At 60.1% G+C, this 24,114-nt stretch carries 18 protein-coding genes; 10 read left to right on the forward strand and 8 right to left on the reverse strand.

The features are described from left to right. Positions 1–13 precede the first annotated feature (13 nt). Together AO240_RS16190 and AO240_RS16195 are read right to left on the reverse strand one after the other, a co-directional pair. The gene (locus AO240_RS16190; protein WP_099237381.1) at positions 14–7,024 is read right to left on the reverse strand and encodes a dermonecrotic toxin domain-containing protein; all 7,011 of its coding nucleotides are present in this window, start codon (positions 7,022–7,024) and stop codon (positions 14–16) included. Between the two features lie 79 nt (positions 7,025–7,103). Then, positions 7,104–8,042, reverse strand: coding sequence for a DnaJ C-terminal domain-containing protein (locus AO240_RS16195; RefSeq protein WP_099237383.1), 939 nt, complete (start codon positions 8,040–8,042; stop codon positions 7,104–7,106). A 238-nt stretch (positions 8,043–8,280) separates the two neighbouring features. Between AO240_RS16195 and AO240_RS16200 the strand changes: the two genes are divergently transcribed. After that, positions 8,281–9,549: an Hsp70 family protein gene (locus tag AO240_RS16200; RefSeq protein WP_058411298.1), complete on the forward strand. Its 1,269-nt coding sequence runs from the start codon at positions 8,281–8,283 to the stop codon at positions 9,547–9,549. Between the two features lie 202 nt (positions 9,550–9,751). On the opposite strand, the gene AO240_RS16205 is transcribed toward AO240_RS16200, so the two are convergent. Then, positions 9,752–10,765: an AI-2E family transporter gene (locus AO240_RS16205; protein ID WP_099237385.1), complete on the reverse strand. Its 1,014-nt coding sequence runs from the start codon at positions 10,763–10,765 to the stop codon at positions 9,752–9,754. A gap of 194 nt (positions 10,766–10,959) precedes the next feature. Next, on the reverse strand, positions 10,960–11,262 hold the full coding sequence (locus AO240_RS16210) for a PsiF family protein (protein WP_099237387.1): 303 nt from the start codon (positions 11,260–11,262) through the stop codon (positions 10,960–10,962). A 180-nt stretch (positions 11,263–11,442) separates the two neighbouring features. On the opposite strand from AO240_RS16210, the gene AO240_RS16215 reads away from it, so the two are divergent. Next, a complete protein-coding gene (locus tag AO240_RS16215) occupies positions 11,443–12,333 on the forward strand; it encodes a DMT family transporter (protein ID WP_099237389.1) in 891 nt (296 codons plus the stop codon). 284 nt (positions 12,334–12,617) lie between these two features. Next, positions 12,618–13,148, forward strand: coding sequence for a bacterioferritin (locus tag AO240_RS16220; protein ID WP_058411302.1), 531 nt, complete (start codon positions 12,618–12,620; stop codon positions 13,146–13,148). A gap of 140 nt (positions 13,149–13,288) precedes the next feature. Here AO240_RS16220 and AO240_RS16230 read toward each other — a convergent pair whose 3' ends face one another. Beyond that, a complete protein-coding gene (locus tag AO240_RS16230; RefSeq protein ID WP_099237393.1) occupies positions 13,289–15,355 on the reverse strand; it encodes an AsmA family protein in 2,067 nt (688 codons plus the stop codon). A 367-nt stretch (positions 15,356–15,722) separates the two neighbouring features. On the opposite strand from AO240_RS16230, the gene AO240_RS16235 reads away from it, so the two are divergent. Together AO240_RS16235 and AO240_RS16240 are read left to right on the forward strand one after the other, a co-directional pair. After that, positions 15,723–16,094, forward strand: a complete 372-nt coding sequence (locus tag AO240_RS16235) for a hypothetical protein (RefSeq protein ID WP_058411304.1) — start codon at positions 15,723–15,725, stop codon at positions 16,092–16,094. Positions 16,095–16,269: 175 nt separating this feature from the next. Next, positions 16,270–16,902 carry a TetR family transcriptional regulator gene (locus AO240_RS16240; RefSeq protein WP_058411305.1) on the forward strand — a complete coding sequence of 211 codons (633 nt, stop codon included), beginning with the start codon at positions 16,270–16,272 and terminating at the stop codon, positions 16,900–16,902. A 5-nt stretch (positions 16,903–16,907) separates the two neighbouring features. On the opposite strand, the gene AO240_RS16245 is transcribed toward AO240_RS16240, so the two are convergent. After that, positions 16,908–17,402 carry a C40 family peptidase gene (locus AO240_RS16245; RefSeq protein WP_099237423.1) on the reverse strand — a complete coding sequence of 165 codons (495 nt, stop codon included), beginning with the start codon at positions 17,400–17,402 and terminating at the stop codon, positions 16,908–16,910. 352 nt (positions 17,403–17,754) lie between these two features. Here AO240_RS16245 and ureE point away from each other — a divergent pair, with 352 nt between their 5' ends. The 5 genes from ureE to AO240_RS16270 all read left to right on the forward strand — a co-directional run bounded on the left by ureE (position 17,755) and on the right by AO240_RS16270 (position 21,479). Then, entirely contained in the window at positions 17,755–18,255 is a 501-nt protein-coding gene (ureE, locus tag AO240_RS16250) for an urease accessory protein UreE (RefSeq protein WP_058411306.1), read from the forward strand. Beyond that, a complete protein-coding gene (locus AO240_RS16255) occupies positions 18,252–18,926 on the forward strand; it encodes an urease accessory protein UreF (protein ID WP_099237395.1) in 675 nt (224 codons plus the stop codon). Before ureE ends, AO240_RS16255 begins: the two co-directional genes overlap by 4 nt. Before the next feature lie 37 nt (positions 18,927–18,963). Further along, the gene (gene ureG, locus AO240_RS16260; protein WP_017849719.1) at positions 18,964–19,578 is read left to right on the forward strand and encodes an urease accessory protein UreG; all 615 of its coding nucleotides are present in this window, start codon (positions 18,964–18,966) and stop codon (positions 19,576–19,578) included. Positions 19,579–19,603: 25 nt separating this feature from the next. After that, on the forward strand, positions 19,604–20,176 hold the full coding sequence (locus AO240_RS16265; protein WP_099237397.1) for a HupE/UreJ family protein: 573 nt from the start codon (positions 19,604–19,606) through the stop codon (positions 20,174–20,176). 181 nt (positions 20,177–20,357) lie between these two features. Then, positions 20,358–21,479 carry an AGE family epimerase/isomerase gene (locus tag AO240_RS16270; protein ID WP_099237399.1) on the forward strand — a complete coding sequence of 374 codons (1,122 nt, stop codon included), beginning with the start codon at positions 20,358–20,360 and terminating at the stop codon, positions 21,477–21,479. A 99-nt stretch (positions 21,480–21,578) separates the two neighbouring features. On the opposite strand, the gene AO240_RS16275 is transcribed toward AO240_RS16270, so the two are convergent. Together AO240_RS16275 and AO240_RS16280 are read right to left on the reverse strand one after the other, a co-directional pair. After that, on the reverse strand, positions 21,579–22,484 hold the full coding sequence (locus AO240_RS16275) for a cation diffusion facilitator family transporter (protein WP_099237401.1): 906 nt from the start codon (positions 22,482–22,484) through the stop codon (positions 21,579–21,581). Between the two features lie 194 nt (positions 22,485–22,678). Next, a complete protein-coding gene (locus AO240_RS16280) occupies positions 22,679–23,443 on the reverse strand; it encodes an SDR family oxidoreductase (RefSeq protein ID WP_099237403.1) in 765 nt (254 codons plus the stop codon). Positions 23,444–24,114: the final 671 nt, after the last annotated feature.

The following is a 24,114-nucleotide window of genomic DNA, read 5'->3' on the forward strand; positions in this document are numbered from 1 at the left end:
AGACTGTGGCGCCTTATGTGAACAGCGTTTTAATCATGCCTTCGGTGTATTGATAATCCATGCGCAGCTCGGTGCCGGCCGCAATATCCTCGGTCGCAAATACCGCCGTCAGCGTAAATTTCTTGGATTTAAGTGTGGCCTCCGGCCCCATTCCAAGCCACATATCTGCCTCAATGCTGAACGGCACGGCCTCCACGTTATAACCCTCCAGGGCCTGGCGTAACGGTTTGCCATCCGCGCCATATTCAAAGTTGGTATTGATTCTGGAGAGGATATTGTCCCCGGACAGGTGAACCAATTCCCTGCCCAACTGCATGCCCCCAAGTATCGGTAGTTCGCTGACAAGCATGGTGTAGGTTTGACCCGAGGGGCCAAATATTCCAGTGGGAAGTACCGTGCCGCCGTATACGCCGAGTATTTCGCCTTTAGCGATACGCCGGTTGGCCGCCACCATGGACTGCCCTATCAGCGAGCTTTCCTGAGGCACTTTCAGGTCCTGCGCAGTGAACGTACGCCATTGCAGTTTTTCTTCATAACGCGCACCGACTTCTTCATAGGCGGCAAACTTTATGTAAGGTTTGACCTGATCTGACGTGTATCGCGTGCCCGACTCCGCCAGGTCGACGTTTCGTTGCAGCTTTCGAATGCGTATCGGCCGGCCCTGATAGTCCCTGAGCGGGTACTTGCCGTTGTTCGCACGGTTATAACTGCCGACGCGATTGGGCGCGGCGGTAAAATGCACCTCACGCCGCATGAAGCTGAGTTCGTCCGCCGTGTACGGCGCCATCGGCATGGACTCGGGTGCGTCTTCAAACTCATCATCGGAAACCGCAGGGCGCATCCCTCCCGGCGTGCGTGGGCGCTTCCAGACCCCGTCGGCATTAGGCTTGGCGACGACCCCGCTACTGGCCAACGCAAACGGATTATCCGGCGCCTGCACCCACAACAGGTAGTGCTCGCCCTCCGCATCCGGCAGGCTTGCAACAAAGTACGGCTTGCCATTGAACTCGATGGCTCGCGCCTGCGCGAGCTGTAACCCACGCGGGGTGCTCTTGCCTGGCTCGACCAGCACTTCAAGCGGTTCGCGAGGCAGCAAGATCTGCGCGATTTCCTCTCGGCTCAGCACGTCGACCAGCGTGCCTTCTTCTATCGCCAGCCGCGCCTGCAGCTCGTCAGCCTGTTGCTTGTACAAGGTTTTTGCCAACTCCTGCGCTTCAAAACGAGCCGTCAGGTCCGCCAGTCGCTCTTGATAGGGTTGGCTCTGGGCCTCAAATTTCGCCCGATATTTGCTGGTGACGTAGTCTTGCCAAAACTCCCTCGACAGCAGCGCGCGGAACTCTTTCGGCGAACTGTCCAATGTCAGAATGTGCTCATACGCTGCGTCGAGCATCGCCTGGGTGACTTTGGCCAAGTCGGCGAACTTCATTTGCTGAGGCGGCCCCGGCAATTGCAGGCGCTCCTTGAGGCCAACACGGTAGACCAGCCTTATCTCAACCTCTTCGCTCAAGCGTTGAATATGCGGCAGCCTGTCATCCACGCTGACGGTCGGGTCGTTGACGATGGCTTCGCTACGGGCAATGTCTGCCGAGGCAATTCGGTCCACCTCGTCCAACCGAAACAGGCCCTTGGCCAACGTCTGCAACTGCGCACCCTGGCCTTGGTCGCCAGCCACTGCGCGCGCTTTGGAGACCATCACCGCAACCTCCATATTGGTGAAGATGAACGCTGCGCGATCACAACATTTTGCCTCTGCGCCCAGCTCGAATATTTCTTGACGCAGGCGCTCGGACTCGACGGTATTTTCACTGATGGCCTCTATCACTTCCCACACCCGAGCCTGCTGATCGGCATGGTCGCCCGTGGTCGTTTCCAATTTATCCAACTGCCAGAAAATGCCGTCGGCGCCCTCTTGGCCGCGTAACGCAAGCCACTGCGCTCTCTTGGCGGACACCTCGTCCGCAGACAAGCCCTGGGTCCAGCGCAAGAACGGCTGCTGCGCACCGCCAGCAGGCACGATTGCAGCACGTGGGTGCAGCGCGGTCGCGACCAACAGGTTCGGATTGTCCGCTGTTGCCAAGCCCGCTTGTTCAAGCCGCAGCCTGTATTGCCTGACCTGTTGCAACGTGTCGGCAGTCAAAGGATTACCCGAGACAGAGGTCACATTATTGACCCGTGCGGTTTGCGCCAACTGTGCGTCAGGTGGCGCAATGACTGCGGCCGGAACGCTCGTGATGGTGTTATTGCGCAGGTCTATCTGGTCCAGGTTCGGTTGCGCAGCCAAACCGGCAGGCCAGGCATCAATACCTGCGTTGCTCAAGACGAGGGAGCGCATATCGGTTATCAGGCTGAAGTCCGGCGCGATGCCGAGCGTGTTGCTCTGCAGCCATAACGCGCGCAGGGTCACGCGCTGCGACAGAATCTGCGCCGTTTCGGGGGTCAGGCGAATCTGGTTGTTTTGCAAAAACAAGCGGGTCAGGCCATTCATCTCGCCCAGGGCCGGCGGCAGTGTGCGTAGCTGGTTGTTTGACAGGTCCAGCCAGCGCAGATGCCGGTAACGCGTAAGGAACCCTTCGGGCGAAGTGCTGAGGTTCATGTTGTTCAGCTTGAGTGAGCCAACATGGCTGAAATCAACATCCAGATCCGGCAGGCTGGGCAACCTCAGGTCCCCCAAATCCAGCTCCAGGCCAATCGGTTGCCCGTCATTGTTAAGCATTTGCGGGGTATCCCGGCGCCAGCATGCGCGAATCCGTTGTTGCGCCAGGTAACGATCATCCAGCCAGTCTGCGTTGGCTTGCCGTTGGCCGGCGCGCAGGTAACGTTGGCGCTCGCCGCCGCCCGAAAATGTCCACGCGCTCAATTGCCGCTGTAAGGTATCGAATTCCAATTCGAGCCTGGCCAGCTCTGCATCGGCGCCCTCGCCCAACCCCCAGATCAACTCCCGGGCCTCATGCATGCGTTTGTCCGGGTACATGCGTCGAATTTTTTCAAGCCTGGGGTTGCCGCTGTCGAACGCGCCCTCGCGCGCGCTTTTGGCCAACTCCGGCAGGGCCTGATTCAGCCGTCGCCAGTAGTTATCGAACTGCTGCCAGTAGTCGGCAGGGAAACGGTTGCCCTCAAGCAAGGTGACGTTATTCAGGCGCGCCGTCGCGTCGAGTCGCTCAATCGGCGGGTTGAGCCGCTGCTGGGGTACCTCACGCAACAGGTTATGGCTTAAGTCAACGAGCGTCAGGCCGGTGTCGGCGCTCAGCCCCGTTGGCCACTGCTCCAGCTGAGTGTTCCTCAAGTTCAGGCTTCGCAAGCGCGGCATCGCGCTGAAGTCCGGGGCCATCCCCAGCGGGTTATTGGTGAGGTAGAGTTCTTTAAGGTTGCCCAGTGTGCTGAGCATCCTGGCGCTTCGCGGGCTCAAGCGAATGCTGTTGCCGGTCAAGTTCAACGAGGTCAGGTTGTTCATTTCACCGATGGCGGCGGGCAACTCGGTAAGCCCGCAACGGTTAATCATCAACCCTTTAAGCTGAGTGAACTTTTTAAGAAAAGCGTCAATGTTGGCGGAGTGCCTGACCGCGAACAGCTCAAGCGTCTCGATATGGCTGAAGTCGGCACTCAAAACCGGCAATTCGAACGCGTCCCCACCCATTCTTAATTGCATGGGGCCTTTATCGACGCGACGCCAGTGGCTGATGATCTGCCTGGCGATGGAAGGCGCTCGGGCAAAGGGGTCCAACGCCCCCGACGAAGATTGCGCTGTATTGGCGTGAACCCAAACGTTCAATTCCCTCTTCAGTGTCTCGAACTCAGCTTCGCGAAGTTTCAAGCCACTTTTAACATCCTGGCCCAATGACTGGATAAAGGCCGTGACCGCCTCATCGCTCAAGTCCGGGTAGAGCGTGCGCACCCGCGCGTTTATCGACGCCTCTGACGGGCTAAAAACGCCGGCCACAAGCTTTCGAAACCCACGGCCGCCGCCGAGCAAGCCCAACCCCGCTTCAACGCTGGGCTTGCGTACCGGGTTGTCGAGCAACACGCTGCGCAACGGCGCACGCGGCAAGGGCGATTGAACAATCGCTGCCTTCAGTTGCATCGCGTCGGTGAACCCAAGGCCTTGGCGCTCTGCGACAGACAGCAGTTCAAAGGCTGCGGCGTAAAAGTCTCGGGGCACCGGGGCTTCGAACAATCCGTTGTCTTTGAGCACCAGGATCTTGCGGGTGGTGGAATCGGCGGAACCTATGGCATCGAGCAACTTGCCTTGAACCGAATATTGGCGCAGCTCCACCCGCGTTCCGAGTGGCCAGCCAGGCAAGGTTCCCAGGGTTCGCAAGGCCAGGCGCTGGCTGTCGATGTTTGCCAGGGTGTCCAGCTGCAGCCCCTCATAGGCACGCGACACGCGTATTTCCTGCTCAAACCAGCGCGCTTGTTCACGCTGCGCCTCGGGCAACAGCGCGCTGTTGCGAAAGGCCTGCAGTTGCTCGTCGGTCAGGCTTTTGATCAGCTCGGCAGCCATCGACGCCGGCAGCCGCGTGTACGTCGCCAAAACCTGCCCTACATCCGGGTCGTCGGATGCGTTCAACGCTTTGTAGCGCTCCTCGACCAGTTGGCCCTTGAACGTATCGACGAGATTGGCGATGTGTTCGCGTAACTTGCCCGCCCGCACGGCCAGCGAGTCTTCGGTACTGCCGGGGATTTCCTTGAGCGTGGGGTCAACGCTTTGCAAGGTGCTCAACACTTGTTCGAGCAACCCGCCGCGCGCCATTTGGCTTTCGCTGACCACCACCACGCGCCGGGAAGCCGTCGCCGAGGCGTCATCTTGCCAAAGAATCCGGTTGTTGCCGTCGAGCACTCGAAGCGCTGCGTCGACCGGCAACATTCCGCTGCGCCGCATCATGTTCAGTTGCAGCGCCGGCTCAGCCTTGGCGTAGGCCGACGGGTCGCTGCTGTGCATTTGCTCAACAAAAGTGCTCAGCGCCTGGTGGGCCTTGAAGTGCTGGAGCGTGTCCTCAAGCAACAAAGGCAACGGCGCATGCTCGACAAACGTCTGGCGCAAGGTGTCCTCCTCAACACCGCTGGCGGTACGCACTTGCTCCAGCGTTTCGCTGCCAAGCCCACGCTGCTCCAGCCCCAGGCGCCGCATCAGGGTCGGCTTGTCCCAGGTCAGTGGTTCCTCGACTTCATGGCGCCAGGCGCCGGCATGGTTATGCTCCAGCTGCGGTTCATAGGCGCCGGGGCGGCTGGGGTGCTGGATGCGGTATTGGAAGGTATCGGCCTCCTGCCTGACGTGATAGTGGTCACCTTCATGCGCCCAGACTGTGCGCCCATTGTGCGAGTAGAGGCCCAAGGCGTCCGGCTTGGCATCGATGGGCAGTTTGACCGGCACTTTATACGGCGCAAGATCGGGGTTCCACAGCACCTGCTTGCCCGTCGGCAGCGTGACCGGCTTGAGGTTATCGACGCTGCTCGACAGCTTGATTTCGGGCAGTACCCTGGCCCCGGTGCCAAGCATCGCCGCATTCAGGGCCACACTCGAGAAGTGCGCCCACATGGTCTTCACGTCGCCTTGCTCATAGGCTTCGATGCCTTCATACACTTCTGTGCACATCTGCGCGGCGCCTACCGCCAGCATGATCGGCCCCAGCCCCGGCACCACAAAAGCGGCCAGGTTGAACACACTGACCACCGCATCCAGGTAGCTTTCCAGGCGCTCCTCGCGGGCTTTGCTGTCTTCGTCGCCGGTGGGCACGGCCACGGCGCGGGCATCGGCTAAAATTTTGCGCACCTGCGCATCGCGCAATTGCGCCCACAGGTTGCCGTTGATGCCCACCTCATCCAGCGGCAACTTCACCCTTGAGCCGAGCGGGTAATCGCCTGCCGCGCCGTTGCCGTTGACGGGTTTATACAGCGTGTTAAAGCGCTGAAAAAAGATGCCCTGCTCGCGCTGCGGCACGAACCGGCTGAAAAAGCGCCGGTACGAGGCACTGTGCAAACGGTCCCTGAGTTCTGCCATGAACGCAGCGCTGGAGGCGTACTCCTTGAGCGGCTGCTGTGGGTCATTGGGAATGAACACCACCAGGCGTTCAACCCTGTCACTGTCTTTACGGTCTGGCCCAATCAGCAACGGCCCCACCAACACACTGCCAAACACCTGAAGCGCGGCAACCGTCACCGTTTTGCCATCGAGGGTGGCACGGCTCGGGTCGGTGATGAGCTGCTGGACCATGCGGTAGGCATCCGCGCTGATGCCCCACTCGGGCCGGCGGCTGGCAATTTCGGCACTCAGCGCCAGCCGTTGGCGCTGATGCTCTTGCAACTGATTGTGCACGGCGGTGCGTTGGCTCTCGTCGCCGGGTTGCACGACCGCGTTGATGTGCTGCTGGTACATATTCCCGAGGTCCAGGGTGCGACACATCCGGGCGAAGTCATGCGCTGCGATGGGCACAGCGCCCGCCGTGAAAACCCTGAGGGGCGGGACTACGTCGGCGCCATAGGCAGCGCTCACGGTGGTTATGAGCCTGCAGTCGCTGCACGGACCTGCTTGTTCTTCGTCAGGTTCAAAGTTGGCCAGGGCGGCCTCAAGCAGGGATACCGTGAGGTACTCGTAACGCAGCGCCGGATCGTCTTGCTGGTCGAAGACAAAGGCACCGAACAGGTCGTCGCGATCTTTAAACCCATACTTGCGCGCGAAAAAGACGTTGTTGACGTCCAGGTCCAGGTTGAAGCGTTGCTTGATCGCCTGTTTAAGCAGTGGCTCGGCAAACGCCAACACATCGTTGATGTTGCCCAGGCGGTTTTCCACCTGGTTCAAGGTCTCGCGATAACGGACATGGCTGTCGGCCAAAGCCGCCCGTTGCTGAACCGTGGCGGTCAGGTACCAACTGGGCAGTTCCATTTCATGGCTGGCGAGTTCTTGCTGGCGTTTTACGCTGGCCTGATTGAACCAGGCGGGCACACGGTCTTTGAGGAAGTCGTAATGCACGCCCCGAAGGTCAACGTTGAAGGTGCCTTCGGGGGTGGAGGTGACGGGTTGTTCTGACATAGCGGGCTATCCGTGATGGGCTGTAAAACAACCAACCTATCGAATAGCCCTGCCTGAAAAGCCTAGATATTTATGCCGATCAAAAATGTTCACGCGGATTAAACGCCGCTTTCTGCGCAAGCTCCTGCCACAACGCCTTGACCTCTTCGTCGCTGCTTTTAGGCATCACCGCCTTGAGCTGCACAAACAGGTAGCCGCGCTGCCCGGCCTTGTTCAGCAAGCCATGGCCTTTGGCGCGCATGCGCTGGCCGTTCTGGCTGCCGGCGGGCACCTTGAGGTTGATCTTGCCGGTGAGGGTCGGCACCGCCACTTCGGCGCCCAGCGCCAGTTCCCATGGTGCCAGGGGCAAGTTGATGATCAGGTTTTCGCCATCCACTTCAAACCTGGCGTGCGGCGCAAACTTGATGATCAGGTACAGGTCGCCATTCGCCCCACCGCCAATGCCCGGCGCGCCCTGGGCCTTGAGGCGGATGCGCTCGCCATCGGCTACGCCGGCGGGGATCTTCACGTTCAGGCTCTTGGTGGTATTGCTCACGTGGCGACCCGAGGCGTCGTACTGCGGCACCTGGAAGCTGATCTGCTTGGACTCGGTGGACAGCGTGTCCTCAAGCGAGACCGTCAGGTGCATCTCCACATCCTGGCCCTTGCGCCCGGCAGGGCGGCGCTGGCCGCCACCGAAAGCATCGCCACGGTTGCCGAAGATCGAGCTGAAAAAGTCCGAAAAATCTTCGGTGTTCTGGCCGCCGCCAAAACCGCCACGGCTCTGCCAGCCCGGTGGACCCTGGAACGGCTGGCCATGTTGGCCGTATTTGCGCAGTTCGTCGTATTCCGCGCGCTTGTCTGCGCTTTTAAGCGCTTCATAGGCTTCGGACGCGTCCTTGAAACGCTCTTCGGCGTCTTTTTCCTTGCTCACGTCCGGGTGATATTTACGCGCGAGCTTGCGGTAGGCGGCTTTGATTTCCTTGTCATCGGCCGTCGGCTCGACACCCAAAATCTTGTAGTAGTCTTTGAAATCCATCGGCGGTTCACCATCCTTAATCGAGATCGCACAGCCTTGGGCACAACGTGCGCTGCTTTGCACCTGTTGAGTGTTGTGGCCTGTGGGTGCGTCAAAGTGTTATCGGCGCTAGCCGTATGCAACAGATGTGGGGGCAAAACCTGAGGTTTCAAGCACGATTTAACGGATGGTCGGCCTACGCATCCGCCTTCGACTGGCATACACTGCGCGGCCGTTTTTCAACCGGAACCCGATAGACATGGAAAACTCATCCCCAGCCCGTGCCTGCGGCATCGACTTTGGCACGTCCAACTCTACCGTCGGCTGGATTCGCCCCGGCATGGAAACGCTGATCGCGCTGGAGGACGACAAAATCACCCTGCCGTCGGTGGTGTTCTTCAACTTCGAGGAGCGCCGCCCGGTGTACGGCCGCCTGGCCCTGCACGAGTACCTGGAAAACTACGAAGGCCGGCTGATGCGCTCGCTCAAGAGCCTGCTCGGTTCCAAGTTGATCAAGCACGACACCAGCGTACTCGGCACCGCGATGCCGTTCACCGACCTGCTTGGGCTGTTTATCGGCCAACTCAAAAGCCGCGCTGAAGCCACCGCCGGCCGCGAGTTCGAAGAAGTCGTGCTGGGCCGCCCGGTGTTCTTTGTCGACGACGACCCGATGGCCGACCAGGAAGCCGAAAACACCCTGGTGGACGTGGCACGCGCGATCGGCTTCAAGGACATCTCGTTCCAGTACGAACCGATTGCGGCAGCCTTCGACTACGAGTCCACCATTCAAAAGGAAGAGCTGGTACTGATCGTCGACATCGGCGGCGGTACGTCCGACTTCTCGCTGGTGCGCCTGTCGCCGGACCGTCGCCATAACGACAACCGCCACGACGACATCCTCGCCACCGGCGGTGTGCACATCGGCGGCACCGACTTCGACAAGCAACTGTCGCTGGCCGGCATGATGCCGCTGTTCGGCTACGGCAGCCGCATGAAAAGCGGCGCCTACATGCCCACCAGCCACCACATGAACCTGGCTACCTGGCACACCATCAACTCGGTGTACTCGCAAAAATCCCAACTGGCGCTGGGCAGCATGCGTTACGACATCGAAGACACCGGCGGCATCGACCGCCTGTTCAAGCTGATCGAGCAGCGCGCCGGGCACTGGCTGGCCATGGAAGTGGAAGAAACCAAGATCCAACTGACCCACGAACACAGCCGTCACGTGCTGCTGGACCGGGTGGAACCGGGCTTGAGCGTGGACCTGAGCCGCACGCTGTTCGAGTCGGCGATTGATGGCTTGCTGGAGCGCGTGCGCAACAGCGTGACCAAACTGCTCACCGACGCCTCGGTAGACGTGGCGCAAGTCGACACGGTGTTTTTTACCGGCGGTTCCAGCGGCATTCCGGCGCTGCGCCACAGCATCTCGGCGATGTTGCCGAATGCGCGACACGTGGAAGGGAATATCTTCGGCAGCATCGGCAGCGGTTTGGCAATTGAGGCCAGCAAGCGCTACGGCAGCTGACCGGCCCCGATGTCATTAACACTGAAAATCAACTGTGGGAGCGGGCTTGCTCGCGATGGCGGTGTGACAGTCAATTGATGTGCTGGCTGTCACACCCTCATCGCGAGCAAGCCCGCTCCCACAGTTTGATCTGTGTACACCTGAACCCCTTGCCGCCCAAGCGGGAACAGGGCGGCTCTTCAGTCGCCCTGCCGGAATACGGTCAAACCATCCCCGCCAGCTTCAGCTCACTCTTCAAATACGCATAATAAATCGGCCCGGCCACCACGCCCGGCAGGCCGAATGCGGCTTCGAATACCAGCATCGCCAGCAGCAATTCCCACGATTTGGCACTGATTTGCCCGCCGACGATTCGCGCGTTGAGGAAGTACTCGACCTTGTGAATCACGATCAAATACCCCAGCGCCGCCACCGCCACCCAAATCGACAGCGACAGCGCGACGATGGTGATCAGCGTGTTCGACATCAGGTTGCCGATCACCGGCAGCAAGCCGAGCAGGAAGGTCAGTACGATCAGGGTTTTGGTCAGCGGCAGGTGAATCCCGCATAACGGCAGCACCACCGCCAGGAAGATCGCGGTGAAGGCGGTATTGAGCGCGGCAATCTTGATCTGCGCGAATACGATGTTGCGAAACGCTTGCACCAGCAGGTGCAGGCGGTCGAACAAGGCGGCAGCCAGTGGCTTGCGCTTGGTCACGTCGGGCACGCGTTGCAGGGCGATGATCGCGCCCAGCACCATGCCGATCAGCAGGGTGACGAACATGTGGGCGGCGTCTTTGCCGACCAGTTGCAGTTCGCTCAGGTGTTTGCTCAGCCAATCGCCGATGGCCACGCGGAACTCGGCGGCGCTGGCCGGCAGGTACGCGTCAAGGAACGGCGGTAACTGGCCACGCGCGCGGTCGACCACGCCCATGAATTTATCCAGGGAAGCGCCGGGGTTTTCCGCTTCGTGGAGCAAAAAGCTAATGGCACCGGCGAAGATCAAGGTCAGCACGCTGACGATCAAGGTGCCCAGCAACGCCACGGCCAGCCAACGCGCGCGCCGGCCTTCGATCAGCCGTTGCAACTGCGGGGTAAGCATATTGACCAGTTCATACACCAGCAGGCCGGCCAACAGGCTGGGCAGCAGTTTGAGCGGCAGAACCAGCAGTAAACCACCGAAAATGATGATGCAACTGACCAGCAACAACACGTGACGCTGAGAAAACGTTGGCATACAGCCTCAAAACGAACGGCGTTAAAGGATGGGCAGTCTGCCAGCCTTGAGACAATCAAGCGAGAGGTCTGATTGCGGTGAACACCGTCAGTGTGGGAGCGGGCTTGCTCGCGAATGCGGTAGGCCAGTCACTGATGTGTTGAATGACCCACCGCTTTCGCGAGCAAGCCCGCCCCCACAGCGGATTCGCGTCATCAGCTTCCTTTGAGGCAGGTGCTCATGAATGTTTTACGCGCATCGCCGGCCAGGGCTTTGGTTTTCGCCGACGCATTGCAGTCTTTCATCTTCTGCTGCTGTGGGGTCAGGGTCTTGGCGTCATTGGCGGCCGGCGCCGACAGGCAGGTCTTCATAAAGGCCTTGCGGTCATCGCCTTTAAGCGTCTTGGTGCTGGCTTCAGCATTGCAGGTGGTCATTTTATTTTGCTGGGCGGTCGCGGCAAACCCTTGAGAACACAACAGCAAGCCCATCATCAACAGCGGAATACGCAGCATCTTCATGGAGTTTTCTCCCTGTTACCGTGCCGAAGGGGCACGGCCTACCAGCAGTGTAGTCAAAGCCTGTTACCTGTCAGGGGCGGTAAAGATTCGACCGCCGATACTGCTGCAGCCTTGATCGCCGTACAGGATTTTTCCAGACAGGGGATAATCGCGCCTCTTCAACCCACCTGGTTTTTTTAGATGCAATATGCGTATCCCCTGCTCGCCATTTTTATCTGGGCCGGTAACACGGTCATCAACAAATTGGCCGTGGGCGCGATCTTCCCTGCCGAAATCGGCTTTTACCGCTGGTTGCTGGCGGCGCTGCTGTTTACCCCGTTCATGCTCAAGCCGGTGGTTGCCAACTGGCCGCTGATCCGCCCGAACCTGGGCAAGATCTTCATCCTCGGCGTGCTTGGCATGGCCGTCTATCAAAGCCTGGCCTACTACGCTGCCACGCTGACCAGCGCCACCAACATGGGCATCATCCTTTCGTTGATGCCATTGATGGCGCTGACCGCCGCCATTATCAGCCTCGGTCAGCGCCTCACGTTTGGTGCGCTGACCGGCGCAGTGCTGTCGTTCGCAGGCGTGGTGGTGGTGGTGTCAGCCGGCAGCCTCAGCGCGTTGCTGCAACACGGCGTCAACCTTGGCGACGGCATGATGCTGGTGGCTACCCTGGCCTACGCGGTCTACAGCACCCTGCTGAAAAAATGGCAGCTGCGCCTGCCACCGTTGGTGTTGCTGTATTTGCAGGTGCTGGTGGCGGTGGTGGTGCTGTTTCCGCTGTTCCTGTTTTCGACCAAAGCCGGTTTGAGCTGGGCGAATATTCCGCTGGTGATGTACGCGTGCCTGCTGGCGTCGATGCTCGCGCCGCTGGCGTGGATGCACTCGGTAAAAACCCTGGGACCAAGCCGGACTACGCTGTTTTTCAACCTGCTGCCGTTGATCACCGCGTTGATTGCCGCGCTGGTGTTGAAGGAAGCGTTGGCGCTGTATCACCTCGTCGGTGGCTTGCTGACCTTGGGCGGGGTGATTTTGTCGGAGCGCTGGACTACGCCGGTGCGCAGTCAGGCAGCCCGCGTCGCTTGATAAACCGCCTTCGCGAGCAAGCCCGCTCCCACAGTTGAGCTTATTTCAACGGTGGGAGCGGGCTTGCTCGCGATCAACGCTAACGCGGTAGACCTGCTACCCCCCAGCGTCCTTAAGCCGCTGCGCAGGCTCGATAAACAAGCGAATAGGCTCGGCGCCTTCGCCTGACGTATGACGCTGCGGGCAAATCCGATAAAACTTTTTGCCGCCTCAAGTACTCACAACTTCGAGCGATCACGCCGGTAGAGCGTGGCGTAAAACCGGATTAGCACCAGGAGATTGAGATGACTGAAGCAAACTTGACTGACGTTGCGACGCTGCGCCAACGCGCCCGCCAGAATGTCGAAAACGGTGCCGTGACCGAGGGTTATGACGCCGACCGCGAAGAGATCATTCGCCTGCTCAACGGCTCGCTGGCCACTGAACTGGTGTGCGTACTGCGCTACAAGCGCCACTACTTCATGGCAACCGGCGTGAAAGCGCACGTTGCCGCCGAAGAGTTCCTTGAGCACGCCACCCAAGAAGCCGAGCACGCCGACAAACTCGCCGAGCGCATCGTGCAACTGGGCGGTGAGCCGGAGTTCAACCCGGACCTGCTGTCGAAAAACTCCCACGCTCAATACGTGGCGGGCAACAGCTTGAAGGAAATGGTCTACGAAGACCTGGTGGCCGAGCGCATCGCGGTGGACAGCTACCGCGAGATTATCCAGTACATCGGTGACAAGGACCCAACCACTCGCCGCCTGTTCGAAGAAATCCTGGCACAGGAAGAAGAACACGCAGACGACATGGCTGACATCCTTAGCAGCCTGTAATCAGCAACACTGCAACACCCCCTGTGGGAGCGGGCTTGCTCGCGATAGCGGAGTAACAGTCGATACACATGTTGACTGAACCACCGCCATCGCAAGCAAGCCCGCTCCCACATTGGGATGCGGGATGCGGGTTTTGACCGTTACTTCACGGTCTTCGGCGCCTTGCCTTGCTGCATCTGCTGCAACAACGGGGCGCATTGGTTAGGTTCATCCGTGCTCGGTGCAACCAGTGCCAACAACCCCGCTGCCGGGCCGGCTATCACACCCAGCGCCACCATGCCCGCGCCACGCAGCATCAGCGGCACCGCTTTGACCCCGGCATTGGGCTTGATGAACGGCCCGTTGACGTACAGCGGAGAGCGCAGCGAGAACAGGCGGAAGCCTTTCGACTCCGGCGTAATGGTCAGGTCCAACTGCTCGGACGCCATATTCGCGGTGCCATCGATGTAAATAATCGCGTTCTCGGTATCGAACACAAACAAGCGCGTGGTTGCCAGACCGGTCTTGATGCCGAAGTCCGCCGCCGCGCAATTGATCTTCACTTCCTTGTCGCCAAACAGGCGGCCCACCACGTAATTGCCCACGTTAAGCCCGGCGATTTCCATCAGGCCACGGCTGATAGCGCCGTCGTTGATGAGCATTTTCAGATCACCATTCGAGCTGCCCAGCAGCGCCGCCACCGAGTTGCCACGCCCGGCTATATCGGCATCGCCGTTGAGTTCACCAAAGCTGGTTTTCATCGGCTCAAACGTCGGGAACAGCTGCTTGAGCTTGAAGTTGCGAGCCGTGAGTTTGGCGCTTCCTTCCATCGGCGTGGTGCGGCCATTCAAACGAATCTGCGCATCGAGCTTGCCGCCGGCCACGCCGAAACGCAGGGGTTCCAGGCTCAGTTCGCCGTCGTTGAGCACCACGTGGGTGTAGAGGTCGGTGAACGGCAGGTCGGCACTGTGCACGATGCGTTTACCGGTGAATTCGACATCGGCGTCCATGTCACGCCAGCGCTCGGTGCGGAACTCTTCCACCGGCAGCACTTTGGTCGCGGGCTGCTTGCTTTCACCGCCTCGGGCTTTTTGCTTGGCGTTGGAGTCTGCGCCGATCAACGGCGCGAGGTCAGCCATCAGCAATTGGTTGGAGACCAGCGCGCCACTGAGCTTGGGCCGTGGCTTGCTGGCCACAAAACCAAGGTTGCCGTGGATGTCGCTGTCGCCGATCTTGCCGTTGAAATTCTCGTAGCTGAACGAGGCGCCGCTGGCTTCGTGCAGCTTGGCGATCAGGTGGCCGTCGGTCGAGTACGCCGGCGAATCCGGCAGCGTCACGCCGGTTAATGGGTACAAGTTGCCGAGGCTGCTGCCGGACAGTTTCAGGCGCAGGTCCAGCGCGCCGAGGTTCAGCGGGTCGGTCAGGGTGCCGGCCAGCGCGATGCGGGTGTCGGCGATTTTAACCTGGGCCTGTAACGGGAACGGCTTGGTCGCGTCCTGCAAGGCAATCAGGCCACCGATCTTGCCGGTGCCATCGAGTTTCTGCCCGTGATACTCGCCTTTGACCTTGAGGCCAAACGCGTAGTCCTGCGGCGCCGAGCCTTTTTCCAGGGCCTTTTTGGCATCCGCGTCGCCGACAATTTCACCAAACGGAATCGGCTTGCCCAGCGGGTCGATGATCACATCGAGTTGGGTCTTGAGGGTTTGGTCATCAAGAGTGACGTGGCCCTTGTCGAAGCCAATCGCGCCGATGTCCACCACCCAGTTGGAAGGTTCAGCGTTGGGGTCTTTGGGGTCGAAGGTGAAGGTCCAGTTGGCGCGACCATCGGCCAGGCGCTGCAAGTCGGCGCTCGGCTCGGTCAGGTCGATACGCGGGATCACCACGCGCTGCACCAACAGCGCCAACGGCGAAATACGCAGCTCCACGCGCTTGAGCGTGACCATTTGCGGTTTTTTCGACCAGTCGGGGTTGCCCAAACTCAGGTCTTCGGCAATCACGTGCGGCCACGGCACCCACGCCCGCCAGCCGCCCTCATCCGGCTCACGCGCCCACACCACCGCCAGGTTGCCATTGATAGCAAACGGGCGATGCAACTCTTCGGAGACTTTGGCATTGAGCGGCGGCTTGATGCGGTTCCAGTCAAAGAACACCAGAACCAATACCACCACGGCGATTAACACAACGAAGCTGGCGCAGCTCCAAGCGACGATTTTACGAGTGCGCGTCATTGCACATAACTCCTGATTACGACTGAGGGTGCGCGCTGCGCGCACCTTTTAACTACAGCTTATAAGGCTACGACTGACAAACGGTCTGGGGGTTTAGCCGGAGTACGAATTCATCGCAAAAAAAGCGACTCATCCTACAGCTGCGGTCGAATAAACCATCAACACTGCACCGGTGTTACCCACAAACGAGTCGAAAATACCCACCTTGGTGCAAAACCGCGGGCTTGAGAGGTGCGTGCTAGAGCCTCCGCCGGGAACAATCAATTCTGTTGATTATTACCATTGTGTTTATGAACTTTTATATCGACTTATCGAGAGTAGCATTAGCCCTGTACCCACTTTATCGCACTCCCAAGGAGCAACCCTCATGAAACGCCAATTACTCGCTACCGTTATGCTGTCGGTCCTGGCTTCCAGCGCTTTTGCCCTGCCAGCCGCTGAACAAGCGACCCCACAGAATTCCGCCCAAGCCGTGCAAACCAGCCAAACACTGGCCCGCAGCGGTTCGCAAGAAGAAGAAAACCGTGACTACGCCAGTGGCGCTGTTGCTGAAAATGGTTCGGAACACGCCAACAAACGTGCCTACACCGAAGGCGTCGCCGAAGGTGGCCGTGATCGCCTGGAACAAAAAGGCCTGGTAGAAGGTGGCTCGGAAAACGCCAACGAGCGCGCTTACACTGAAGGTGTGGCTGAAGGTGGTTCAGACCGTTTGCAAGACCTGCATCAAGCACAGAGCTAAGCCTGTGGTAGCCCAGAAAAAAGCCCGCTCTGTGGATCGGGCTTTTGACTTCTGAAGATTTGTTTTAAACAGCCTGTGCCCCCCATTTGCCGCGCATAGCGTGCGCCAAGTTCGACGCCGACGAAGCTGTTTTGCTAGAGTGCTTCGCTGACTTGCCGACAAAGCCCGCCCGCCAATGCTGCCCCGCGCCGAACAGAAGCAACAGACCCGACTCGCCTTGATGGACGCAGCCCGCCATCTGATGGAGTGTGGCCGTGGGTTCGGCAGCCTCAGCCTGCGCGAAGTGGCGAAAACCGCCGGCATAGTGCCTACCGGGTTCTATCGTCATTTTGACGACATGGACCAACTGGGTTTGGTCTTGGTGAGTGAAGTCGGCCAGACCTTCCGCGCTACGATTCGCCTGGTGCGCCACAATGAATTCGTGATGGGCGGCATCATCGATGCGTCCGTGCGCATTTTTCTGGATGTGGTCTCGGCCAACCGTTCGCAGTTCCTGTTCCTCGCCCGCGAACAATACGGCGGCTGCCTGGCGGTGCGCCAAGCCATCGGCGCCCTGCGCGAAGACATCACCAGCGACCTGGCTGCCGACCTTACGCGCATGCCCAAACTCCAGCACCTGGATGCCGAAGGGCTGCACGTCATGGCCGACCTGATCGTCAAGAGTGTGTTTGCGACCTTGCCCGACATCATCGACCCACCCGCCCAAGCGCTGCCTGCGCACCTGACACCGCAAGCGAAGATCACCCAGCAATTGCGCTTTATCTTTATCGGGCTCAAGCACTGGCAAGGGCTGGGCAGCACCGAGTAAGCCGGTCAGCCCGCCGTGTGGAAGCGCTTGGCCGTGGTGTAGTGCTTATTCCAGTAACTGCTGCTGAGCGAGTCGATACGCACGCGTTTGCCGGTACTCGGTGAATGGATGAACTTGCCTTCGCCTATATACAGACCGACGTGGCTGACCTGACCGCGCCCATCGCCGTTGAAAAACACCGCGTCGCCAGGTTTGAGCGCCTCGCGCGCGATGGTCGCGGCACTGGAGCGATGCATCGCCGTGGTGGTGCGCGGTAGCCCAATATTGGCTTCGGTCTTGAACAGGTAAACCAGCAAACTGCTGCAATCAAACCCTTGGTCCACCGACGTGCCGCCGCCCTTGTAAGGCGTGCCGAGCAACGCATGCGCGCGGTCGATAAGGTTATTGATGGAAGGCTTTGGCGCAGACCCGAAGGCCACATGCGGCCGAAAATTGGCTGACGCCGAGGTCATCAGGCAAGACAGACTGACTATAACTGAGCACAACATTGATCTGAACATGAGGCGTGCCGCCGTGGTGTGAATACGGCGCACATCCTAATCAAACAGCGCGTAACTCCATGAACGGCGAATCTTCGCATTGCGTAGGAATAGGCTTAAAAACACCTGCGCGACTCAGATGAAGGAATGTTCATACAGCCGCTTGCTCACTTACACGCAGAACGCCCCGTTCCAGTGCCATAAAACCGTGAGCGCACCAAATTAAAGCACAGGCCGTGCAGGCTTACGCACTGTTCGGTTGCACAACCGCGCTTGCCTACAGGGTTTTCCGACCTGCCTGCGTGATTGGCAAGCCCCTTGCTCTAGCTGTTTTATTGCTGATCCCCAACCGCTCATAGCTGGAAGCCTTCCGATGCTGGTGATACACCGCCGAATCGCCCCGCAAGCCCTTTGGGCCGCCGAACTGCTGCTGAATTTCGAAGCACGCAGCAAAAGCCGCCTGCGCTGTTTCAGTGCCGACGGTGAAGACGTCGGCCTGTTCCTGGAGCGCGGCCAGCCGCCGCTGCGCGATGGCGAATTCCTGCAGGCTGAAGACGGACGCGTCGTACGCGTCAATGCTCGGCCTGAACAACTGCTACACGTCACGTGCAGCAGCGCGTTTGAACTGACCCGCGCCGCCTATCACCTGGGTAATCGCCATGTGGCGCTGCAAGTCGGCGATGGCTGGTTGCGCCTGCTCGATGATTACGTGCTCAAGGCCATGCTTGATCAGTTAGGCGCCCACACCGAAACCCTCGAAGCGCCGTTCCAACCGGAACACGGCGCCTACGGCGGCGGCCATCACCATTCGCGCCATGGCGACGAAGATTTTAATTACCCGCCCAAGCTGCATCAATTCGGCGTGCGCCTATGAACCCAGCGTGGGCGCTGCTGCGCCTGGCCAGCCCGCAATTGCCGATTGGCGGCTACAGCTATTCCCAGGGCCTGGAAATGGCCGTGGAAAATGGCCGCGTGACCGATGCTGCAAGCGCCCGCCGCTGGATCAGCGACCAGTTGTTGCTCAACCTGGCGCGCTTTGAAGCACCGTTGCTGCTCGCGCATTGCCAGGCCGCCGCCGAGCAGGATTGGCCGCGTCTTGCGCAGTTGTGCGAGCAACACCGCGCCAGCCGCGAGACCCGCGAGCTGTATCACGAGAGCCGGCAGATGGGTTACTCGCTGCAGCAATTGCTGAATGGTTTACCGGAGCTGGACGCGGCCGCGCGTGCATTTGTGCAGCAATGCGCCGAACCGCACCTGGCCTTGGGCTGGGCGCTGGCAGCCCGCGCCTGGCACATCAGCGCCGACGACGCGCTCGCCGCCTGGCTCTGGAGCTGGCTGGAAAACCAGCTCGCCGTGCTGATGAAAACCCTGCCCCTGGGCCAGCAAGCCGCCCAGCGCCTGACCAGTGAACTGCTGCCGCTGCTGCAACAAGCCCAACAGGACGCCCGTTGCATCGAACCTGATTCCTTGGGCAGTGCCGCGTTTGGCCTGGCCTTGGCGTGCATGGCCCACGAGCGCCAGTACAGCCGCCTGTTCCGTTCCTAGACGCTTTTTATTGGGGCCTTATATCTTGGAGAAGCACATGAACACACAACCTTTGCGTGTCGGCATCGGTGGCCCGGTGGGCTCCGGCAAGACGGCGCTGACCCTGGCGCTGTGCCTGGCCCTGCGCGATCGCTACAACCTGGCCGTGGTGACCAACGACATTTATACCCGCGAAGACGCAGACTTTCTGGTGCGCAACCAGGCCCTGGCGCCTGAACGCATCATCGGCGTTGAAACCGGCGGCTGCCCGCACACGGCGATTCGCGAAGACGCCTCGATCAACCTGGAAGCGGTGGACCAACTCAACCGGCGCTTTCCCGGCCTGGACTTGATATTGGTCGAGTCCGGCGGCGACAACCTGTCGGCGACCTTCAGCCCTGAGCTGTCGGACCTGACCATCTACGTGATCGATGTGTCCGCCGGCGACAAGCTGCCGCGCAAAGGCGGGCCCGGTATTTGCAAATCCGATCTGCTGGTGATCAACAAGATCGACCTAGCGCCGCTGGTAGGTGCTTCGCTGGAACTGATGAACAGCGACACCCAGCGCATGCGCAACGGTAAACCCTTTGTATTCAGCAACCAGAAAACCGGCGTCGGCCTGGATGAAATCGTCGCCTTTATCGAACGTCAGGGCTTGCTGACCGCTGCCTGATCTCACCTTAAAAAGGAGCCTGCTCATGGGCCTGAAAAAACTCTTCGCCACCGCCGCCCTGCTGCTCACTCCCGCCCTCGCCTTCGCTCACCCCGGGCATGGCGATAACGGGCTGATGGCCGGTATCGGCCACCCATTGGGCGGCATCGATCACTTGCTCGCCATGCTCGCCGTGGGCCTGTGGGCAGCCCAGCAAAAAGGCGCGGCGCGTTGGGCGCTGCCGTGCACGTTTGTTGGCACCATGCTGATGGGCGGCCTGCTCGGCTTTGAAGGCCTGGCATTGCCGGCGCTGGAAAGCGGGATTGCCGCGTCGGTCCTCGCGCTGGGCCTGGCGGTAGCACTGGCGGTGCGGCCACCGCTGTTCGTGGCCGTGGGGGCGACGGCATTGTTTGCGCTGTTCCACGGCGTGGCGCACGGCCTTGAGCTGCCGGCCATGTCCAGCCCGTGGGCATATGCCGCAGGCTTCGTCGGTGCGACGGCAATGCTGCATGCTGCCGGTTACGCCGTGGTGCGCTTCCTGCCAACCGCAGCCGCGCCGCTGGTGCGAGTTGCCGGTGCAGCATCGGCGGCAACCGGAGCCTGGTTGCTTGCAGGCTAGAAGCTGCAAGCCACAAGCTGCAAGCCACAAGCTGCAAGCTGCAAGCTGCAAGTAGAAGCCGATCTGCTTTTACTTGCGGCTTGTAGCTTGCAGCTTGTAGCTTGTAGCTTGTAGCTTGCAGCTTGTAGCTGCCCCTCTGCTACCATGCGCGCCTACGCCCCTGCCGTGACGACGCCAGCCGATGCCCATCGCTCCAGACTCCGCCTCCCAGCCTTCGTTGAATGCCGTGCTCACGCACTTCCACCACCTGATCGTGCCACTGTGGCAAGGCCCGGGCTGGAATGCCGAGCTGGCGCTGCCGTATGAGGCGCTGGACGCCGACCACCGCCCATTGCCCCCGCAACGTTACCGCGCCATGGCGTGCGCCCGGCAGTTGTACCTGTTCGCCAGCCTGATCGGCGAGCCCGGCGCGGGCTTTGCCGAAGAACGTGCCGCCGCGCTGTTCCGCTCACTGCAACAGCACTTTCATGACGCCGAGCACGGCGGCTGGTTCTACAGCATCGACCCGGCCGGCCAGCCGTTGGACGCGCGCAAAGACCTTTACACCCACGCCTTCATCATCTTCGCCTGCGCCCACTACTGGGCCAAGGTGCGTGAGCCGCAGGTGGAGTCGGTGCTGAATGCGGCCCTGGCGGTGGTGGCCGAACGTTTCGCCAGCGGCGATGGCTTGTACGAAGCAGTATTGGAACGACACTGGTCGAGCCTCAAGTCCGGCCCGCTGCAAAACCCGTTGATGCATTTGGCCGAAGGCTTCCTCGCCACCTTGGCTGCGCGTGACGACGCCAACGTACAAGCGGCCTTGCTGGGATTGGCGACGGCCATGCAGCAACGCTTCATCGACCCTCAACACGGCGTGATGATGGAAAAACCGCTGGGGGCTGTGGATAACTGGTTTGAACCCGGGCACCAGTTCGAGTGGTTCTTTCTGCTCGAATCTTCAGCGGTGCTGCGCGGCACGCCGCTGCATGCCTCTTTGACGCGGGCGTTTGCCTACGCAGAGCTTAAGGGTGTGGATAACCAAAGCGGTGCGGTCAGCGGCATGCTCGCCCTGGACGGCAGCGTGCGCGACGGCACTCAACGGATTTGGGCACAGGCCGAATACCTGCGCGCACTGACCTTGCGCCCTGGCAGTGAGGCGGTGTTGCAGCACCAATTGCTCGCGCTGCAACAGCACTTTTTACATGCGAAGGGCTGGCATGAATGCCTGGACGCCAACGGCGCCGTGAGCCGCCGCGACATGCCGTCGACTACGCCGTATCACTTGGCAACCTGCTATCAGGGTTTGATCCAGCCTCTGGGCTGACTGTCAGGGCCTATTCGCGAGCAAGCCCGCTCCCACACTTGACCGCGTTCCAAAGGTTGAACGCGGTCAAGTGTGGGAGCGGGCTTGCTCGCGAAAGCTTCACGCAATCCACTTACGATCCCCGGTAAAGCTAATCGTCAACCAGCGCGCCGCGTCCGGGGTGCCGAGCGCGGTGGATATTTCTTCGCGCAGCGCGTCGAGGGTGGCGACGTTAGCCACCGGGTAATTCGCCGGCAACACCACATGAATCTCGATAAACCGCGCCCGCCCGTGCTTTTGCACGTAGGTCATGTAGTCGTCGAAACCATGCCTGGCCTGCGCCGCCTCCATAACCTCGCGCACCGTGTCGGCAAGGTGGTCCGGGGCAATGCCCAGCACCTCTCGCAACGCCGGCCGCAGGATCTTGAACGCCGGCGCCAGCATGCTCAGGGCCAACACAATCAGGATCAGCGGGTCGACATACACCGCCCACTCGTCATAGCCCTGAGACTTGAGCAACAGCGCGGCGAGAAAACTGATCAGCAAGCCCACCGAGAGCATCGCGTCCACCAGCCAACTGATATTGTCGAACTGAATCAGCGAGGATTTGAGCCTGCGGTTGCGGTGGCGCACGTAGAAAAAGTAGGCGAATTCGACAACGGTAAACACCGCCGCATAGACAATCACCAGCCCCAACTCGATCTCGCGCCCGCCATTGATGATGCCGAACACGCCGTTGAGAAACGCGTAGACGGCAATCAACAGCAAAAAGCTGCCCTCGATCAGCAGCACCATCGGCTCCAGGTGCCAATAGCCGAACTGGAAGCGCTCATTGCTTTTTTTAGCGATCAGCTTGGCCGTGATCAGCATCAACACCTTGATGGCGGTGGCGATCAGCGAGAAAAAGCCGTCGAATAGAATCGATTGGGCGCCTGACATCACACCCGTGACAATCCCGGCGATCGCGACAGCGAACATCAGGATGGTCGATTGTTTGAGCAGTGCCTGCTCACCCCGGTTACTCACATTTCCTCCTGCTAATACCTAAAGCCATACAGTGCGCATGGGCTTCAGCCGAGGAGTGTACCGTATGTCGTGTTTTGGCAGATATGCCGCCATCGGCAGCCAGCCACCTCCCACATTGGCCGCGTTCTCATGTTGGAACCCGATCAAGTGTGGGAGCGGGCTTGCTCGCGATGCAGGCCACTCGGTCTAACGCCTTACTTGGCGCCACGCTCAATCGCAAACCCGGCCCAGGTCTGGCTCACCGGCATCAGCTCCAGGCGGTTGATGTTGACGTGCGCCGGGGTGTTCATCACCCAGAAGATGGTGTCGGCAATGTCTTGCGGCTGGATCGGCTCGGCGCCGGCGTAGGTTGCGTCATAGCGCGACTGGTCACCGCCGAAGCGCACCAGCGAGAACTCGCTCTCACACAAGCCTGGCTCAAGGTTGGTCACGCGCACGCCGGTGCCTTGCAGGTCGCAGCGCAGGTTCAACGAGAACTGCTTAACGAATGCCTTGGAGCCGCCATACACGTGGCTGCCCGGGTACGGGTAGCTGCCGGCGATGGAACCGAGGTTGACGATACCGGCGCCACGCCCGTGGGCGATCAGGCGCGGCAGCAGCAGGCTGGTGGTGGTCAGCAGGCCTTTGATGTTGGTGTCGACCATGGTTTCCCAATCGTCGAGGCTGCACTTGGGCGCAGGGTCGGTGCCCACGGCCAGGCCTGCATTGTTGATCAGCCCGCGCAACGTGGCGAAGGCTGGCGGCAGGTTGGCGATGGCGTCTTCCATGCCCTTGCGGTCACGTACGTCGACGACCAGGCCGTGCACTTCGGTTTGTTTGGAAAGTTCTTCGACCAAGGCATTCAAGCGGTCGGCACGACGGCCGGTGAGCACCAGTTTCCAGCCGGCGTCGGCAAAACGACGGGCACAGGCTTCGCCGAAGCCTGAAGTTGCGCCAGTAATAAACAGCGTGTCGGACATGGTGTTCTCCTTGCAGGCATCGAGAAAAAATCAGCCAGCAGAATGCCCTTACGCGCTCGTTGCGGCAACCGCTAAGCGCATCAACTCGCGAATGCCTGATCAGTTTTTAACCAATACGCGCAACGCCTTATGAACCGTGGCCTGTAGCCATATACGCGCAGGTTATCCACAACTGCGCCCACAGTCTTTGGGGGCAAGTGCAAAAAGCTTCAGGCCGCTTTATACAAGGCCTGCAGGCGGTTTTAGAAAGTTTTTTGCTTGACCTGGGCCGGGGCGTATGTACGCGTGTGCACTGAAGGTCATTTAGAACGATGGCTCCAGGCCAGTCATTCCGGCCTCTGTGGAGGTCTTTCCAGAGTTTAGTCACAGACTTATCCACAGGCTGACGTTACATAAATCGGTCATATACCTGTGTCTTTAAACAGGTTGACAAACCCCTCGACAGGTCGCGAAAAAGTCGCTGATCATAAAACAACCATCGCGCTGCAAGCCACGTAATCAAAGGCTTTCAGCCAGCTACTCCCACGTTACCCACAGCCGGTTCCACAGCGAATGGGGACAAGTCAAAACTGTGACAAAACAGGCATTTGCGGCGGCTATATGTCGCGCTTTAGAGGGTGCGCGGATTTGTTTTCCACAATTTGGCGGGGCACTGAAAACACCCCAAAAAC

The sequence above is a fragment of the Pseudomonas sp. ICMP 460 genome, assembly GCF_002723595.1.
Lineage (GTDB): Bacteria > Pseudomonadota > Gammaproteobacteria > Pseudomonadales > Pseudomonadaceae > Aquipseudomonas > Aquipseudomonas kitaguniensis.